The sequence below is a fragment of the Vescimonas fastidiosa genome, from assembly GCF_018326305.1.
Classification (GTDB): Bacteria; Bacillota; Clostridia; order Oscillospirales; family Oscillospiraceae; genus Vescimonas; species Vescimonas fastidiosa.
Genome location: NZ_AP023415.1, coordinates 867,166 through 884,077 on the forward strand (window position 1 = coordinate 867,166; position 16,912 = coordinate 884,077).

Below are 16,912 nucleotides of genomic sequence, written 5' to 3' on the forward strand. Positions count from 1 at the left end.
GTCCTCGCTTTCAATATACTACTTTCCAATAAAGATCCCCCTGGAGGGTAGATAAAGCAAAAGCGGCAGACACCGCTTAGGATGTCTGCCGCCGGTTAAGTCAAAGCGCTTTCCGCTTTTTTCTGCTTACAATGCTCACGGTAATGAGCACGGTCAAAGACCCGCTTGCCAGCAGGATCCAAAGCCAAAGCTTTGAATCGTCGCCGGTTTTGGGAGAGTCAGGGTATTCGGGTGTCGGAGTCGGAATCGGTTCATTGGTAAAGCCCACGCCGATTTCATTTTCCACGATGACCGTTTCACCGTCTTTTTGGATCCGGAAATAGAAGTAGCGGTCATCCTTTGTAAAGCCGTCGGGGGCCTTCGTTTCGAGCAGCAGATAGCCGCCGTGCTTCAGACCGCCAATCTCATATACGCCGGTATCAGCCTCGGAAAGCTCGCCGTACAGTGTGTCAATGTCCGGATCATAGGCCTTGTTGCCGTTTACATCCAGATAGAGCACAAATTCTGCGCTGCTGAGCAGCTTATCGTGATCCTTGCTGCTGACCTTCCTGACCTGCACCTTGCCGGTCAAGAATTTGTTGACGACCGTGATCTCGATGATCTGATCCATCTCGGATACCGTTACCTTGTAAGCTTCCTCTGAAAGCACCAGATGCGCCGGGCAGGACAGCTCACGGACGATCCAATCGCCATAGGGGATATTTTCAAAGACGAACACACCGTCCTCACCGGATGTTGCCGTTGCCAGCGCATTTTCCTCTGTGAACTCGGTCTCATTCGCCTTGAAGAGTCCGAACACAGCTCCGGACACGGGCGTATGATCCTCATCCACCTTTAAGCCGTGAATGCTGCCTCGGATGATGGTATTTTCGATCACCTCACCGTTGTTGATAACCAACTGAATGACCGCAACGGAAGCGTCTTCGTAATCAAAGGCAACGGGATAGACCGCATCCGACAGAAGATAGTGTGCGTCTGTAGCCACTTCCTTGACATAGAGCTTGGCACCGGCCGGAACATCCACCGTAAATACGGCAAGTCCGTTTTCGTCGATGCCCACGATCTCAAGCAATCCGTCCTGCGGGATCTCCGTGCCGTCCGCAGCGGTCAGGGTTTCGGCAGCATACAATCCGAAGCGAATGTTCTTGTATTCCTCACCGAGTCCGACACCGTAGGTATCATCGGATTCCAGCTTTTTAAGCAGGCTGATCACGACCTTCTGCCGTTCATTGACGGCGGTTTCGGAAACAGTCGTGATCTTAACCTGTTCACCGGCATAGGTAAGCTCCGTTTGTACCGGCTCCTTTAAGAGCACCATACCGTAAGGCGCCTTTTCCTCACGCAGCTCAAACTTTCCGAGGAACAGCGGCTCACTCGTTGCCGTGCCGTCTGCCGCAGTGGTGAGAGTCGCCACCTTTTCTCCGGCGGAATAACGCTTTGTGCCGTCTAAGGTATAGGTATCCTCCACTGCATATACGCCGAACACAGCGCCGGTCAAGCCCTGCATTTCATAATGCGGAGTATAAATGCCGTCCTGCTCGGTGACTGTGGAGAACACCTCGCCGCGCTTCAGAATCGTGATCGTTCCCATCTGCGGCTGGTTGTATTTTTCCACAACGACTACTTCGGCGGAGCCGTCCACCTTGAATTTCACGGGTGTGCTGTCCAGCACATAGCCTTCCGCGCCGCCGACGGTCTGCTCGATCAGCTCATATTCGCCGTAGCTAAGGGGTTCGGGCAGGCGCAGGCGTCCCGTGTTATCCGTATAGAAGACATCAATATCCATCGGCGTGGGGTAGTTGATCCGCTGGGTGATGAAATCACCGCTTTGCAGGTCACGGAGCTTAAAGCCGATACCGGCGGCGGGGATCACCTTGCCGGTCGTGGCGTCCTTTTTCACCACATCGATCAGGGCGGTGATGGGTGCGTTGTTGATGATATAGCTGTAAATATCCGCATGAGTCTTGATGTAGACTTCAAAGGCGGGCAGCAGCTCCGCACCTTCTTTGCCGGAGATCTGTTCTACGATATAGGTGCCGTAGGGCAGGTCCCTGGATACGCCGAAGCCGTGCGCGTCAATGGTAATGAGATCACGCTCCGTTTCATCGGCGGCATCATAGGAGCCGGACGATTTGAGCCAGATCTTAAACTGTGCGCCCGCTTCCGGCGTTTCGATCTGCGTGTCGCCATTGTCCGAATGCTTCACAAGCACGATATTGCTTTTAATGGGTGTTTCATACAAATCCATCGTCAGCGTGTTATACTCGACGGAATACTTTTCGGGATAGGCGCCCACCGGGTAGATCGTATCATCCAGCAAATAGCCTTCGCTCGGTGTGATCTCACGGATCGTCCAGCCGTCTCCGCAGGGGAAATAGTCGGTCAGGATATATCCGTCTTTATCGGTCGTGTAGGTCTTCACCAGCTCGCCGTTTTGATACACGCCGTAAACAGCGCCCTCAAGCGTAGCGTCTCCGCGGGTGTAACCGTAGGGATAGCCGAGATCTTCCGCGCTTTTGTATTCGTAATCATCGGCTGCCATCAGCTTCGGCATTGCCGATTGGTCGTTGCAGTCAGCGTGTTCGGCATCCAGCTTGTAAATATCCGCACGCCATTTTTTCAAGGTGTTGTCTACGGCGGCTTCGGCTGTTTCTTTCCATGTGACCGTTACGGTCTGATCCTCCGGAATAACATAGCGGGCAGCCGTGTTTTCTTCGGAAAGTGTGTAGGTACCTACGGGCACATCCTTGAAGGTTGCCTTTCCGCTGCTGTCAGAAACAGCGTACATATCCACCTGCTGTCCCGTAGTAGAAGTCCCGTACAAGCGGAACTCATGGCCCTCGACCAAGCCATCCTCGGATGTTTTCGTCACAACAAGATTGCCACGCTGCAGAAGATTGCTGAAGGTTACGATGGAAGTGCCGCCGGAAACGACGGTGACGGCCTGCGGCGGCTGCGGCACATAGCCCTCATATTCGTATTCGGACACGGTATAGGTGCCAGGCTTCAGGTTCTTTACGGTAATGCCGCCGTCAGAGCCGGTGACAACATCCTCGTTCACGCCATTGCCGGAGATATTCAGCCGGATACCGCTGATCTTGCCGTCCTCGGACTCCTTGACGATCTTCACATTTCCGGGAATTTCCTCATTCACAGCGGTAAATTTGACAACGCCGTTATTGGCGGCGCTGACAGTGACTGTCCACTCGGTCTGCCCGTAGGCACGGTAGTTTGCCGGGAATACCGTTTCCTTTACCGTGTACTGCCCATAGGGGATGCGCTCGATGCTGGAGCCGTGACCGCCGGCGTCGGTCGGGCCGATCAGATACTGTGTGCCGTCTTTCTGTGATGTTGCAACGAAGTAGGCTCCGGCAAGGCCTTTGCCGTTGGTATCGTTTTTCTGCACTTCAATGGACCCGTAGGCCTCTACAAATTCCGGTACGACGACCTGCACGACCGCCTCGGGGTAATCGCCCTTGCTCATACCGACGATGGTAGAAAATTCAGGGCCTCGGTCATTGCCGACATGGGTGACGAAGTGTTTGCCGTTATAATAGCCTGCATAGATTGCCACATGGGCAATGCTGCCCGTCGGGATATGCTTGAAGACGATCAACGACCCGATGGGGATTTCCTCGGAAGGATTGAAGTTACTTCCGTCCGAGCTTTGCGTAAAGCTGATGCGTCTGGCCTTGCCGCTGTCTACCCAGCCGTTCGCCGCAGTGTTATAGGCGGTTGCCGATCTCGGGTTGGATGGGCAAGGCACAGTGGCGGTATTGATATGCGCCACATTCGGCATATAGTTGTAATAAACATAGCTGACATAGGAGGCACAGCAGAGTCCGTGTGAACGGAATCTGGCAATATCCGGTACGCCGCCGGAATTGGTTTCAAAGCCGGACGGGCCTGTGCCGTAGCCGATACCCGAACGAATTGAGGCGGACACCGAGCTGCCGGTCTTTATAAAGATCGTGCCATCGTCCTTTTGGGCCTGAACATTGTAGCCGGTATAGGCGAGGGCATCCAGATAGACATTATCCAGCATATTCGCCGGGATTCCCGAAGCGGGCGCCGCAAAGGCACTGATGGGCAAAGCGGCCACCAGCATTACGGCGGTCAAAAGCATGGACAGCCATTTTTTGAAGCTAAGCTTTTTCTTTGTCATGATGGTTCTTTCCTTTCTTGAAAGAGAAAAGACTCCATCGCATAGGCAATGAAGTCTTTTGGCTTTGATTATTCTGTTTTATCCGTAGTTGTCTTTGGTGAGCGCCACATCGCAGTACCACATTCCGCTTTCGTAGGTGATGCCGACACCGATATACCGATATTCGCCGCTTCCTATGTAAGACCAGTGATCGGGGCTGTTTCGTATCAGGCGAGCCAAAGAGCTTGCTACATAATCGACAGTGCCCGCATATCCGGCCTTGGCGATCGCTTCGCCCGCGCAGGCGGTATAATATGGCTCTCCATCCATTCCGTATGCAGAAGGATCCACATACAACCCGTAGGACAGTGCCGTTGCCGCCGCCCGTTCATCCATGGTGTTGTGTGAGAAGTCCGAGATAATCTGGCGGCTGCGGTATTCGGCATATCCTGTGAGACCGGACAGCCGGGTGACGGCAGCAGTGCCTTGCGCCGTGCGGTAGTCGTTCAGATACTGTGCGACCAGCTCTGCGATTGCTCCGGCATCGGAAGCCGAAGCATTGGGCACGGTCGGTGTCGTTTCCGTCGGCTCTGTTGGCGATGTGTTTTCTGCCGGAGCCGTCTTTTCAGTAGGCTCAGTCGGTCCGCCGGAAGGTGTGTTTTGTTTCGGCTCCTTTACGGAACTGTCGGAAGTACCGCTTTCCGCCTTGGATACAGCGGTTTCTTCCGGCACTTCGGTAGTTTTGGCAGGCTCGGAAGAGGGCACCGTGCTTTGTTCCGTTTTTTCCTCAGTGGGAGATGTGATATGAGTATCCTCCGAAGGTACAGAGGATGTTTCCGGCAAAGCCTCTTTGCCGCAGCCTGCAAGAGTCAGCAGCAAAGCGAGCAAGACGAAGATGATTTTACGCATAAAAAGCCCCTCCTTGTTCGGAAATTTCCGCCTTGCTCTTTTTATACGACCTGCGCTCACCGTTTTTCAACAGACTACAGATGCTGCTTGATAATACGGGTGATGATTCCGACCGCCACGCCACGGTCTTCATCAATGTGCGTCACGGCAAAAGAAACATCGTCTTTCTTGCCGGGCGTGCGCCGGTCGAGGCAGGTGTGAGCAATGGCGTTGGCTCCGTTATTCAGTCGGACATACACCACGCCCTTATGCACATCTGTCACCTTGCCGGCATACTTGCTTTGCACCCGACACTGCTTCAGATAGGTGCGGTTGGTGTTCTCGGATACACTTTTTACATCGGCACGGATGGAAAGCTCCTCCAAGCTATCACGGTTGACCTCCAGAATACGGACGAGGATCTGATCCCCGACAGAAAAACGGTCGTTGGCATCCCCGATCCAATCCCAGGACAGGTCCCGTGCCATGATCGAGCACTCCACGCCGAAGGCTTCGATGCGTACTGCCTTTTCCGCCACGGCAATCACACGGGCCTGCACGGTGCGTCCCTCATAGATGCGGTATGCGCCGGAGGTATCCTGATTCATGTAAAAGACCTGCCGCTTTTTGAGCATCGCTTCCTTGCGGCTTGCCACAACGGTGCGTGTCTTCTGATCCACGCCCTTTACAATGAAGTCGATCTCGCAGCCCAACATATTGCTGAGCAGCTTGTTCTGGCGGCGGATCATTTCGGTATACTCTGTGCCTTTGAGGTTCTTTTCCAGCTTCACAAGCATTTCCTTTAGCGGGATGACTACACGAAAGCCCTTGTAATCTACAACGGCGAGCGTTTTCCCGGCTTCCGTTTCTTCCACGCCGCCGAGCATTCCGGTCAGGATGCGGTGCGAGCGGTTGGAAGTCAGGATCTCGTGCCATGCGGCGTCCATCTCATGTGTCTCGGTCGTAACTTCACCGCCGACTTCCAGCGTCAGAATAGGATCTGCCTTCGGCTTATTCTGCCGATCCGCTGCGGCGGTTTCTTTTTTCTTTGCGGCGGTCTCCTTGGGGGCAGCCGGTTGAGGCTCGGGTAAAGCTTCCTCATCCACGGCATCCGTTTTCTTTTTGCGGGTGCGTTTGGGCTTCGGTGGCTCTTCAGCTGCCGGCTCGATCGGCTCGGCAGATACTTCGGCGGCAGGTTCGACGGGAACGGGCTCAATATCGGTCACCTCCGCAGCGCTTTCGGTCGTTTCCACCGCAGCGGCAACTTCCGGCTCTTCTTTTTTCTTAGGCATAGGTTGTTCCTCCTTTAGTTTTTGGACATGATACTGTCTTTGTCGGTCGGCACCACATTGGATGCCGGCGTTTTTTTCTTTCTGCCCGGTTTTTTGATCGGCGCAGGCGATACTTCTTCCACCTCCTTCGGTTGCTGTTTTTGCCACTCAGGTATATGTGCAGAAGCCTTGCAGGAGATCATCTTTTTGCTTTCCGGGTGCTCTGTGTAATCGCATTTGTCTACCTGCAATAGCTTGCGGCCTCGAATAATGATGAGCGCCTTGCTGATCGGCAGCCGCAAGACCTCATCCATCGTCAGCAGCTTTCGCTTGCCGACGCCGCTGGTCTCTCTGTATTCCGGTGTGTAGTTGGAAATCCGCCAAGTGCCGAGCTGCTTTGCCTTGCTCTGCACATGCACGGAAACCTCGCCGGAGCGGTCGCTGATGTACTTTGCCGTCAGCTCATCCACGCAGCCGAGAAAAAGCTGCACATCACTGTTGCCGAGGATCTCCTGCCATTGGTTCAGCGGGTATCGGTTCTGAAGTCCGGCAAGGTTCTGGAACACGCAGCTCATGCTGATGTTTCGGGAGCGTATCACGCTGATTTTTCGGCTGAGGTCTGGAATAACGCCGCAGGCCGTCAATTCTTCACCGAGCACATGAACGGGGATAGGCAGCTTGCCGCCCTCGCAGTTTTTGTCTGCATAGCGCACCAGCTTGATAAAAACAAAGGACAGAAACAACGATGATAAAAAGTCGAAGGTACTGTCCTGGTCGCTGGTAATACAGAAATAAGCGCAGGGCTGCTGTCCCGGCAGCTCCATATCGATCTCGTCAAAGGCAGTCATATTGCAGATGGATTTGTTCTGGAACACCTGCAGTCTTGAGCCAAGGCCGATAATCACGCCGCTGCGCACGGTGTCGGACGCCTGCTGAAAAATGGCGTAAGGGGCTTTCGCCGGATGTGAGGACGGCAGCATATTGAACAGGCTGTTCAGCTCTTTTTCGTCACAGTGGGTCAGCAGCCGATAGACCTGCCCGATATTCTTCCGCTCGGGCAGATACCCTTGTTCCACATAAAGGACCAACGCTTTGAGCAGATTCATTTCGGCGCTGTCCCAGAAGTGGTCGCCCCGTTCCGAGCCGGTGTTTTTAATAATGACATCGCAAAAGCGCTGTGCCATCAGTTCATCGCCCTCGATCTCCGCAAGGCAATTCCACGAGTCTGAATTTTCAGGGCACACCAGATTGAACACCTTAACGGTATGCGTCTTGCGCAGCAGCTCGCTGGTCTTTTCGTACAGCTCGGATTTCGGGTCGCAAATGATCAGCGATTCCATTTTTCCGTCCTTGTTCGGAACGGTCGCCTGCAAAATGCGGTTGATACAGTAAGCCCTCGTTTTCATGCTGCCGCTGGCACCGTACACCGCCACATTTTTGTTGAGCATACTTTCCTCCGGCATACACACATACCGCCCGTTCAGCAGCCCGAAGATCGTGCCGTTATGGTTTTTAAGGCTCGTCCGTAAGTCAAATATCTCCTCGGCTTCCTTTTCGCTCATAAAGCCGGATGTGCCGTAGGTGCCCTTCTTGGAATAGATGAAGTTACGGTCCTTGTCGTATTCGCCGGTTTCACTGTAGCCCATACGCATGACCATAACGATGAGCAGCACCAGCGCTCCCACGCAAATGAGAATGCCGACTATGCCGTATGGCATAGTAAAAATGGCACGCAGGCACTCGCTGACAGCAAAGGACGGCACGGTGGGTGAAGTTCCGTTGCCGGGCGTTCCGCCGGCAGCCTCCCACTCATGATAATTGCGCATAAACTGGGCAATATATCCGCCGCCGTAGAGCAGTCCCAGCAGAAGCGGCGGAAGCGCCAGCAATATGCCAAACAGTCTTTTCTTCTTACTCAAAAAAGCTCCTTTCCCATTTCTCAAAGTCAATGGTCTGAAATTTTACCCGGTCGCTGCAATAGCGCTCCAGCGCCTCCCGTTGGGAGTCAAAGCAGATCAGCGTGCCGCACTTGTTTTGCAGCTGCAACGCCGTGTCAAATCGCTTGATACGGGGCAGATCGCAAAAGAAAGAGAGCAGCACCGGCTCGCCGTCTCGGTCGGCGGCGTCGCATTCCAAGTTGCCTGCAAAATCACATTCGTACAGGTCAGCATACAGAATATCCGTGAGCTGTTCTGTCAGCGCCCTGCTGCATAGCAGGCTCAACAGCCGTTCTCCCTTGCGGTCGTTTGTGAGAAAATAGAAATGCTCATAATTTCCGTCAAGGATAAAATACTGCCGTCCCTCGTTCTCTTTGAGAATGTCATAGGCTTGCTCCATACTGTCTGCCAGCAGAAGTCCCTGTACCGCTTCGGGCGGATACTGGTGCGGCAGGCGCTCCCGGCACAGCACCGTTTTCATCAGCGCCTTTGTCCTCATTTCGGATTTGTACTCCCATTTCATCAGAGAATTGCCGAGGTCATAGACCACGAACACATCGGCCGGGGTGAGTAGCACGCCAACCGAACGGGCGCCGCGGATCTTAGCAAATACCGTTCCCATCTCCTTGATCTCCCGCGAGGTATAAAATGCCGGAGCCGTTATGGAGAGAGAATCGGTTTTCTCCCATTCGGGAGAAAAGACATCCGGCTTTTCGTCTCGAAAAATCAGCACACCGGCATTTTTCATTGTCAGTGTCGCTTCAGCCACACGGTGAAGGCGCAGGCGGCGTGTGATCTCGCTTTTCACCAGATTGGTCTCAGCCGAGCCGGACAGCGAAAAGGAAAAGCGTTCGGGAACATCACGGCAAAGGGCTTTCTTGGCCGAGGCCGTCAGCCTGTATCCACGCACACCGTCACGGTAATAAGTCCGCAGCAGCTTTTGCGATTTGAGAGCACGGACAACATTCAGCTTATAACTGTCGCCGCCCGGGAGTCGGCAGAGTTGATTGGCCGGAAGCTCGCCGGATATGGCAACAAGTTCAAGCAGCGTGTAGCCCACCGTCTGCTTATCCGGCAGACCGTTTGTGCAGCGCATAGCGCACCACCTCCTTTTGCTTTGAATATTACCGAGGTTGCTGATAACCCGGGTAGTTTTTCGGCTTTGGCACGGCTGAAAAAGCCTTGATTTACGGGCATTTTTGTCTTGCCGCACCGTATCGTGAAATTTTCGCCCACCAACCGCTAAAAATCCGATATGGTTTTCAGGCTCTTTTCCCGTTCATTCAGCCACTTCGGGAAGTCCTCTTTTGCCATTACGGAAATGCGGGTGCAATCTGCTTCACCGATCTCCGTTGTGTTATAGGCATCTACCAAAAGGCCGGTATCGTCTACCATAATGAAAGTAGACAACACATCCAAAAGCTGTTTGAGCTCCAGGTTGTCGTAGTCCCGTACCCGGCGGTTATGGAATTTCTCACTGTAAATATGCGAAAAACACACAACGCACTGCCGGAACTTCGGCAGCTCATTGTTGTCCGAATACTGGCTCAGGGTGAAATACAACGGGTCGATCAGAAATTCCGTGCTTTGCCGCTGCTTTCGTTTAGGCAGCAGGCACGGCAGCGTGATCTCCAGCATATTCTCCTGCGCCTTAATGCGGATACCTTGCACCACACCGGCAGAGGCGAGATAGGTTTCCTTCCGTGTGGCCGTTGAGCCGTATAACAAATGCCGCATACGGCAGGCGATAAGTTCGCTGCGTAATGCGGCATCGGTAGTCAGCATAGCGTAATTGTCTGGATAGTTTTCTATATCCGTCTTTTCGATGGCACAAAGGGTGTTTGACAGCTTTTCTATGTCGCCCTTGATGCTTCCGATTCGTCTTGAAATACTTGTTCTATCCAATGCGGTCCTCCTATTCCTGCTTATAATACTGAACAGCGCCGGTGTTCATATCCACGGTGCAGTACGCCGTCACATCGGGGATGTTCAGCTTGCCGATCTGCTCGGCGCTTTCTACGATGACGATGCGTTTTTCTGCATCGTCCGGCTGCTTGGCAACGGCGTGCTCGATCAGGGCCTCGCCGCCTGTTTCTACATAGATGACCTCGTACAGTTCGCCGTCGGCAATAAAAATCAGCTTTACCGGAAAGTCCGTGGAAGAGTGGTAGTCCACCCGGTCGATAAAATCCGTCAGCACCCAAAGCGCCGCCAGCATTTCCTTGTCGGCGTGGGCTTCGGTGCCATCGTGATATAAACCGGAATGTTCATCCCGAAAGATTCGTCCCTGCCTTAGAAAGAAGGACAGAAGATTATCAATTTTTTCTTCCTTTCCCGGATAGAGCCGCAAAAGCTGATCGTGCCGCATATAGTGATAGGTCGTGATATTCCGCAGTATATCTGCAGCCTCTTTGCTGTATATCTCTCCTCGCGTTTTCATTTTGGTCTCCTTTCTATACGCATTAAAAGCGTATTAAATCCGCAATGACACCTTAATGCGTATAAATTCCGTATTCGGTCGGTATTACCGTTTTTTCTGTTCGACCAGTTCCTGCAGCTCACGGCGGTCGGTCGTGATCAGGCTTTTCTCCAAGTCACTGCACCGAAACTCGACCGTGATATTATTGTTGTTGGTGCTAATCAGCCCGTTGCCACGCTCAAAGTGCGTGATTTCCATGACCTCCGCCTCGGACAGATGTAAAATACTCTGTACCCGCTGCGCCTCCTCGTCTTCAAGATTGAGGACGATTTTGGTCTTGCAGTTGTTGATGATGCCTTTGCCGTATTTTCCGTCGTCGAGAGCAAAGAAATCGTTGAGGTCCTGCGTAGCAAAAACGGCGCTGCCGCCATAGCCACGGATGATCTTGGCGATTTCCAGAACAAAGTTTGCGGCAAGCCGGTTGGCAGAGCCGCCGATCAGCGCCCAGCATTCGTCGATGAAGATGGTCTTTTCTACGGTGCGGTTTTGCTTTGCCTTATCCCACACATAATCGAGTGCAACGAACATTCCCGCCGTCAGCAGATCACCGGACAGCTCGGAAATATCCAGCACCGTGTATTTATTATCCAGGTTGACATTGGTGCGCTGGTTAAAGGTGCTGGCCGAGCCGTGTACCAAGCGGTTGAGGATATTTGCCAGACGTTTGGTTTCGGGTGCGATCAAGAGAATATCATACAGGTCACCCAAAATCGGCATTTCTCTGTAACGGTCGGGATTGTCTGGGTCTTTGAGCGTGTCATTGTCATGGGTGATCCCCTTGGCATTGTAGGTCTTGATCAGGGCTTCATCCAAAAGCTGCCGTTCTTCGTGAGTGATGTCGGGGATCAGCAGGCTGAAAAAGATGTGCAGCTGCTGAATTTTGGCGGCAAGCTCCGATTTCTCAATCGGAGCGCCGTCCAGCAGTTCATCCACCGACCGATCGGTCTTGCGTATCTCCATGACATTGATGCAGTTTTTCGATGCCGGAGAGATCTGAATGAACTCGCCGCCCGTATTGCGGCAGGCACGCAGAAATTCGTGCCCTTTCAGCGGAGCAATGATGAATACCTGGGTGCCTTTTCGCCGCATCCGCAATGCCATCAGCTGCAAGGTGAAGGTTTTGCCTGCGCCGCTGGTCCCCATGATTGCAATGTTGGCGTTCTTATAGGCTGCGGAATTGAAAATATCCACGATCACAAGGGAATTGTTATATTTGTTGACGCCGAGCAAAATGCCATTGTCATCGCTCAACTCATAAGCGGTAAAGGGATAGCAGCTTGCAGCCCCGCTTGTCAGCACATTGCGCTTGGAGCGCTCATACAGATGCTTTTCCAGATTTGTCAGCGGCAGCGATGACAAAAAGCCTTGTTCTTCCCGAAATGAGCAGGACACGATATTGAGATCCTGCGAGATAAGCAGCTTCCGCATTTCACACTCACGCCATTCCAGATCCTCGGCGTTGTCGGCGGTCATCGTAATGAGGATGTTCATATAGTAAAAATCCTCGTTGTTGGAAAGCCCCTCCTTCAAAAAGTACCCGCTGCGGATAGCGCCGTCCAGATCGTCAAAGTCGCTGTTGGTATCACTGGCTTCTCGGATTTTGGAACGGTTGATACGAAGCTGCTGACCGAGCTTGTTCACCATACGCTCCTTCGGCTGACGGGTCAGAAACAGGTCGATGTCGATCCCGTCGCCGGCATTGACAAGCAGGCTCAGCCAACCGGCCGCCACTTGTGATTTGTAGCCGTAGGATGGGATCAAAAGATATGACCGATATTGCCCGTCCACGCAAATGTATTTGGCGTGGGTAAAGTCCAGCGTCTGCGGTGCAAAAAACTCCGTACACGGAATGGCGTCCGTATCCTTTCCTGCCGCAATATAGCTTGAAACGACATCCTGCACTCTTTGCGGAAGAGGAATGTCCGAGCTTTCCTGGCGGCAGAGGATGTTATACAGCACATCCACTGTGAATTCGTCTTCGTTTTCCGGCGTCAGCACCTCATTGCCGCATTGCTTCAAATAGTTTGCCGCCGTCCTTGCGGCGGTTTGCAGCGAGGCAATGGCATCGGCCTCTTCATTGCTGCTGCGCCGCCCGACCTGCTCATATTCAAAAGCGACAAAGAAGCGGCGGGTTGTCGCCTCACGGGATCCGATCTGATTGATGAGCTTTAGGTAATCCTCCTGTAAGACCCGACAGTTTGGATCGGTTTCAGCTTCCATTTCACGATGCACGATCTCGGTGTGTTTATTGAGGTCCGCACGCTTTGTCAGCACCTTAAACTGGATCTTGACCGGGCTGATCTTCAGATAGCTGATAAAGGAGTAGATAATGCTCCGCTGTTCTCTGGCACTTCGGAGCAGAAAATTGATCGGTACCACCTCAATCAGCTTGATATACCGGTGATCCTTGGTGTAGATAATGCCGTTTGCAATCTTTTCAATCGGCAGATACTCCGCTACGGGGTTGAGAAAGGGCGAGTCCGCTTTGCTTCTGCGGTGCGGCTTCTTCTGTTTCGGTGTTTCCGCCGCCCGGGGTTCCTCGGTATGCTTTTTCTTTGCCGACTGCTTGCGGATAACACCGGCGATCTCCGATAGCATCGACTCGTTTTCCGGCGCAGGCTGCTTTTCTTTTTTCGGTTTCGGCTTCTTCCTTTCCTCTTTCGGCTCCGTCTTACCGACCACACGGCGGTTCTTGAGCCACTTGAAAAAGGCAATGATATACGAAGAAAGCGGCTCGCCAGCAATGCCCATCAGCGCAAATAAGGCGAGCGGCAGTGCCGTCAGGCAAAGAATGATAATACGGACGGTGAGCGAAAGGTCAAGGGAGAATACCGGCACACCTACCGCTGCGGCAAGTACGCCGGCCTCGATCACATTCCGTATTTTGAACATCCCTCCGAATAAGGTGCTGCCCTCGATAAAATTCGGAGGGATGATGTAGGTATCGTGATGTTCACTGTTTTTGCTCATCAAAGCCTCCTTCTTGTTTTCCCGATTCTTTATCGGTGATACGGTATTCTTCCTGCGCCTCGTGCCAATTTATCTGAAACAGGCACATGAACACGCAGCCAACTGCACCTCCGATAAGAAACGCTATTGTTGTCCACATGATTTTCCTCTTTTCTATCCAATGATCCAAAAAGGTCCGCCGGCTCCGGCGTGGGTGCTTGCCTCATTCAGAATGATGGACAGATCCCACTCCATACTGCTTCGGTCGTAACTTGCCGGATCGGCTACAAGTATTTTCCCGTCCTTTACGCCACGCAGGACGATAAAGTGGCCGGAGCTTGTGAAATGTCCCTTCAGCATAATGGCAACCACTAATTTACCGTCAGCCAGAGCGTCTGCAATTTTCTGCCCGTCCGAAGCCGAGCAGCCTTCAACATTCAATCCCCATGCTTTTGCGGCAGCAGGGATCAGCGCATGATAAGAGCCGCTGCCCGAACACCAATAGCCGTTTTCATACGACCATCTTGCCATCTCGATGGGGTCAACGGTATCGTTTGCCAGCGAGGATACAACGATCGACATCGCCGTAGGCCCACAGCCGTAGCCGCCGATATTGTCAGTGCCATACGGTTGCCCCGCATAACGTTCGTCCAGCTGATTGAAATAGACGACTGCGGTTTGTCCGTCCGTAAAGCGGATATTGCCAAGCGAAGAAACTGTTGTATACCCGGCAGGAAGCCCCTGGAACATACTGTCTCCGAGGAATAGGCTGAGGTTATACGCATAATCGTCAGCAAGGTCTTTCTGCTCGGCGGTCAGATGGAATACCTCATCGGCAAAGTAGGCTTCGCCGTTGTAGGAAACCGTATAAATGATCCACTTTTCCGTGGTTGTCGTTACGGTCTCCGTTGTTGTTTCTTTGCCGGTCGAGGCATCCACCGTTACCGAGGTCGTGACCGTTTCAACTGTGCGTTCTTCTTCCTTTTTGGTATAGGAATAGAGCTTGTCCTTGCCGCTGCGCAGCATGGATTCCATATCCGACACAGACACAGCGGCATAATCCTCATTCTTTGCCGCACAGTATTGTCCGACAAACAGATTGGCGTTAAAATTCGGTGAGCTTTCATAAGGGTTTATGACCTCTTTGCCGTCAGCGGTGCAGGCAGCATAATCGTTTTCTATGGCGGTCAGCGTATCGGTAAGCGCCTCGGACAGCACGCAGCTCACGGCAGTAGAGATCTCGACCAGATTACTGTCGATTGCCGCACTGCTGTTCATGATCGGCGTATCGGGGTCGGCCGGAGAATGAGAATTGCCGAAGCCTCCGAATATGATTCCGGGGAGCATACACAGAATAAGGATCGGGATCATCAGCACGGCGGTCGCCGCAATGATGACCTTCCCGACAAACTTCCGATTTTCCCAAGCAAAGCCGGCAACGGCACCCCACACGCCTCCGGCAGCTGCACCTTTGGCGGCACCGGCAATGGCTTTTCCGGTTTTAACAGCACCTCGCACCGCTTGTGCGGCCTGTGCGCTTTTCTGCAACGGTTCAGCAACCGGACGACTGTTATCCGCCATCAGATCTTATCCTTTCGCCAGGGAGCCTTCGGCAGCCTTTTGACAAGGCTTTCCTCATAGACGATACTGCCGTCGTCTGCTTTGTGTGGCTTTCTCTCTACGGTATCCGTTGCATATTGCTTATACCAAGAGGTGCCGTCCGCAGCCGTGACGGTCGTGTATTCTCCTTCGGGCGGCATATACTGGTCGGTGTGATACATTCCCATAGCAATGCCCTCCGGGTGCTCGTCATTTGTTTCGGTTGCGAAGATATGTCCGCCGCCGATCTCTACATCTGAAAAGGATGGAACACTTTCCGCATCCGGCCCGAGCGCCGTATATCCCATATAGGACATAAGAGAGTCTGCAGCGCTTTCACCGGAAATAGAGCCGGTAGAAGAAATATTACCGGTTGCGATCTTGCCGATCACGCTGTTGGCAAAACCGCCGCCCTTACTGAGCGAGGAATTGAATGCCATACCGCCGAGACCGCCGCTTTTTGAGCCGTTTGCATTGTTGATAGCGGTGTTTGTGACCTTTCGGCTTACAACGCCGGAAAGCCCGCCTTTCATAAAGGTGTTGCCTCCGCCACTACCGGAGGAACTTCCGCCGGAACCGCCTCTACCGGCAAAAGTCCTCGCCGTTCCGATTCCACGCATAGCGATCATCGCCTCAGCCAGCATAGAGCCGCCGGTGTGTCCGACATTGATGCCGAGGGAAGACATAAAGCTGTCGATTTTCTGCGATACCTTCAAAAAGGCAATCGCACACAGAAACCACACGAAGAGGTTTCCGGTAACAACTTCTTTCCCGACGGCGTTTACCTGATCCTGCACTTCGCTTTCGGTCAAAGCAAACGCCGGAACAGTTGTAAGCGAAACGGTCACGGCAACGGCAAGCAGGGTAATGAGTATTTTATGTTTTCTTTTCATCGTTCCTCCTTAAAGTGCCAAAGGGTTGGAGAGGAACTGTCCCACCATACTGGTAAAGAGCCGCAGGCACCAGGCGTTCATCAGCAGCAGAAATACCTGGCCGCCGAACATACGGCACCAACTCTTAAAGATATTGGAAGTGGTCTGCGATGCGCCCATGGCAAAGGCAACCGGTGCGGTAAACACCAGCACACCGAGCAGCACATAGCGCTCCGCCGCTTCAAACAGCAGTTTGATGTAATTCCAAGCCAGAATCAGTATGAGGATCAGTGCAATCAATGCCACCGTGCCGCTTGCACATACGCCGAGTATCGTCAGGAAAACGGAATTGAAGCTGGCAAAGTCAAGCGGCGGTAATTCGGAATTGAGTATCCACTGATAGGGTGTTCCTCCGATTTTCAGTATGATATTTACGATCTCGTCCGCAAAGTAGGCAAGGAGAATAAAGAGTATTGAACGGATGGAAAGTTTTACGGGATCCTCCGCTTCAATGCCGGCGGAAAGTCCGTAATTCTTAAAGAGCTGCCACACCCAATTAAGCAGGATAAGCCCAATCGCCAGAGCGACGAATATTTTATACATCGTCTCTGCCGCAGGAAAATACCGATTGAAGGTGCTCATATTACAGCCCAGTGCGCCCAAAACTGAGGTGTTGATAAGGTCCAGTCCGTTCATGACCTGTTCTGCGATCCACTCTACGATTCCGTCAAGTATGCCCAAGACATCGACCTCCTTTCATTTTGGCGGGAACG

General features: G+C 52.8%; 12 protein-coding genes. All 12 read right to left on the minus strand.

The annotated features are described in order from the left end of the window. Positions 1-100 precede the first annotated feature (100 nt). The gene (locus tag KI236_RS04230) at positions 101-4,165 is read right to left on the minus strand and encodes an MSCRAMM family protein (RefSeq protein ID WP_212819592.1); all 4,065 of its coding nucleotides are present in this window, start codon (positions 4,163-4,165) and stop codon (positions 101-103) included. 78 nt (positions 4,166-4,243) lie between these two features. Continuing rightward, a complete protein-coding gene (locus tag KI236_RS04235; protein WP_212819594.1) occupies positions 4,244-5,053 on the minus strand; it encodes a CAP domain-containing protein in 810 nt (269 codons plus the stop codon). Positions 5,054-5,127: 74 nt separating this feature from the next. Next, the gene (locus KI236_RS04240) at positions 5,128-6,324 is read right to left on the minus strand and encodes a S1 RNA-binding domain-containing protein (protein WP_212819596.1); all 1,197 of its coding nucleotides are present in this window, start codon (positions 6,322-6,324) and stop codon (positions 5,128-5,130) included. Between the two features lie 14 nt (positions 6,325-6,338). Next, positions 6,339-8,222 (minus strand): VirD4-like conjugal transfer protein, CD1115 family, encoded by a 1,884-nt coding sequence (locus tag KI236_RS04245; RefSeq protein ID WP_407701742.1) that lies wholly within the window; start codon positions 8,220-8,222, stop codon positions 6,339-6,341. Continuing rightward, positions 8,215-9,336 carry a hypothetical protein gene (locus tag KI236_RS04250; protein WP_228738082.1) on the minus strand — a complete coding sequence of 374 codons (1,122 nt, stop codon included), beginning with the start codon at positions 9,334-9,336 and terminating at the stop codon, positions 8,215-8,217. Before KI236_RS04250 ends, KI236_RS04245 begins: the two co-directional genes overlap by 8 nt. Positions 9,337-9,482: 146 nt before the next feature. Continuing rightward, positions 9,483-10,145, minus strand: coding sequence for a DUF6100 family protein (locus KI236_RS04255; RefSeq protein WP_212819598.1), 663 nt, complete (start codon positions 10,143-10,145; stop codon positions 9,483-9,485). Positions 10,146-10,155: 10 nt separating this feature from the next. Beyond that, positions 10,156-10,680 (minus strand): DUF5697 family protein, encoded by a 525-nt coding sequence (locus tag KI236_RS04260; protein WP_212819600.1) that lies wholly within the window; start codon positions 10,678-10,680, stop codon positions 10,156-10,158. 84 nt (positions 10,681-10,764) lie between these two features. After that, positions 10,765-13,689: a VirB4 family type IV secretion system protein gene (locus KI236_RS04265; RefSeq protein WP_212819602.1), complete on the minus strand. Its 2,925-nt coding sequence runs from the start codon at positions 13,687-13,689 to the stop codon at positions 10,765-10,767. Further along, entirely contained in the window at positions 13,673-13,828 is a 156-nt protein-coding gene (locus tag KI236_RS04270) for a hypothetical protein (protein WP_212819604.1), read from the minus strand. Before KI236_RS04270 ends, KI236_RS04265 begins: the two co-directional genes overlap by 17 nt. A gap of 14 nt (positions 13,829-13,842) precedes the next feature. Continuing rightward, the gene (locus tag KI236_RS04275) at positions 13,843-15,249 is read right to left on the minus strand and encodes a C39 family peptidase (RefSeq protein ID WP_212819606.1); all 1,407 of its coding nucleotides are present in this window, start codon (positions 15,247-15,249) and stop codon (positions 13,843-13,845) included. After that, positions 15,249-16,160, minus strand: a complete 912-nt coding sequence (locus KI236_RS04280) for a hypothetical protein (protein ID WP_212819608.1) — start codon at positions 16,158-16,160, stop codon at positions 15,249-15,251. The genes KI236_RS04275 and KI236_RS04280 overlap by 1 nt, the downstream gene beginning before the upstream one ends. A 9-nt stretch (positions 16,161-16,169) precedes the next feature. After that, a complete protein-coding gene (locus KI236_RS04285) occupies positions 16,170-16,880 on the minus strand; it encodes a hypothetical protein (protein ID WP_212819610.1) in 711 nt (236 codons plus the stop codon). Positions 16,881-16,912: the final 32 nt, after the last annotated feature.

Coding starts and splice junctions, on each gene's coding strand:
- KI236_RS04230 (WP_212819592.1), bottom strand. CDS start 4,165: ATGACAAAGAAAAAGCTTAGCTTCAAAAAATGGCTGTCCATGCTTTTG.
- KI236_RS04235 (WP_212819594.1), bottom strand. CDS start 5,053: ATGCGTAAAATCATCTTCGTCTTGCTCGCTTTGCTGCTGACTCTTGCA.
- KI236_RS04240 (WP_212819596.1), bottom strand. CDS start 6,324: ATGCCTAAGAAAAAAGAAGAGCCGGAAGTTGCCGCTGCGGTGGAAACG.
- KI236_RS04250 (WP_228738082.1), bottom strand. CDS start 9,336: ATGCGCTGCACAAACGGTCTGCCGGATAAGCAGACGGTGGGCTACACG.
- KI236_RS04260 (WP_212819600.1), bottom strand. CDS start 10,680: ATGAAAACGCGAGGAGAGATATACAGCAAAGAGGCTGCAGATATACTG.
- KI236_RS04265 (WP_212819602.1), bottom strand. CDS start 13,689: ATGAGCAAAAACAGTGAACATCACGATACCTACATCATCCCTCCGAAT.
- KI236_RS04270 (WP_212819604.1), bottom strand. CDS start 13,828: ATGTGGACAACAATAGCGTTTCTTATCGGAGGTGCAGTTGGCTGCGTG.
- KI236_RS04275 (WP_212819606.1), bottom strand. CDS start 15,249: ATGGCGGATAACAGTCGTCCGGTTGCTGAACCGTTGCAGAAAAGCGCA.
- KI236_RS04280 (WP_212819608.1), bottom strand. CDS start 16,160: ATGAAAAGAAAACATAAAATACTCATTACCCTGCTTGCCGTTGCCGTG.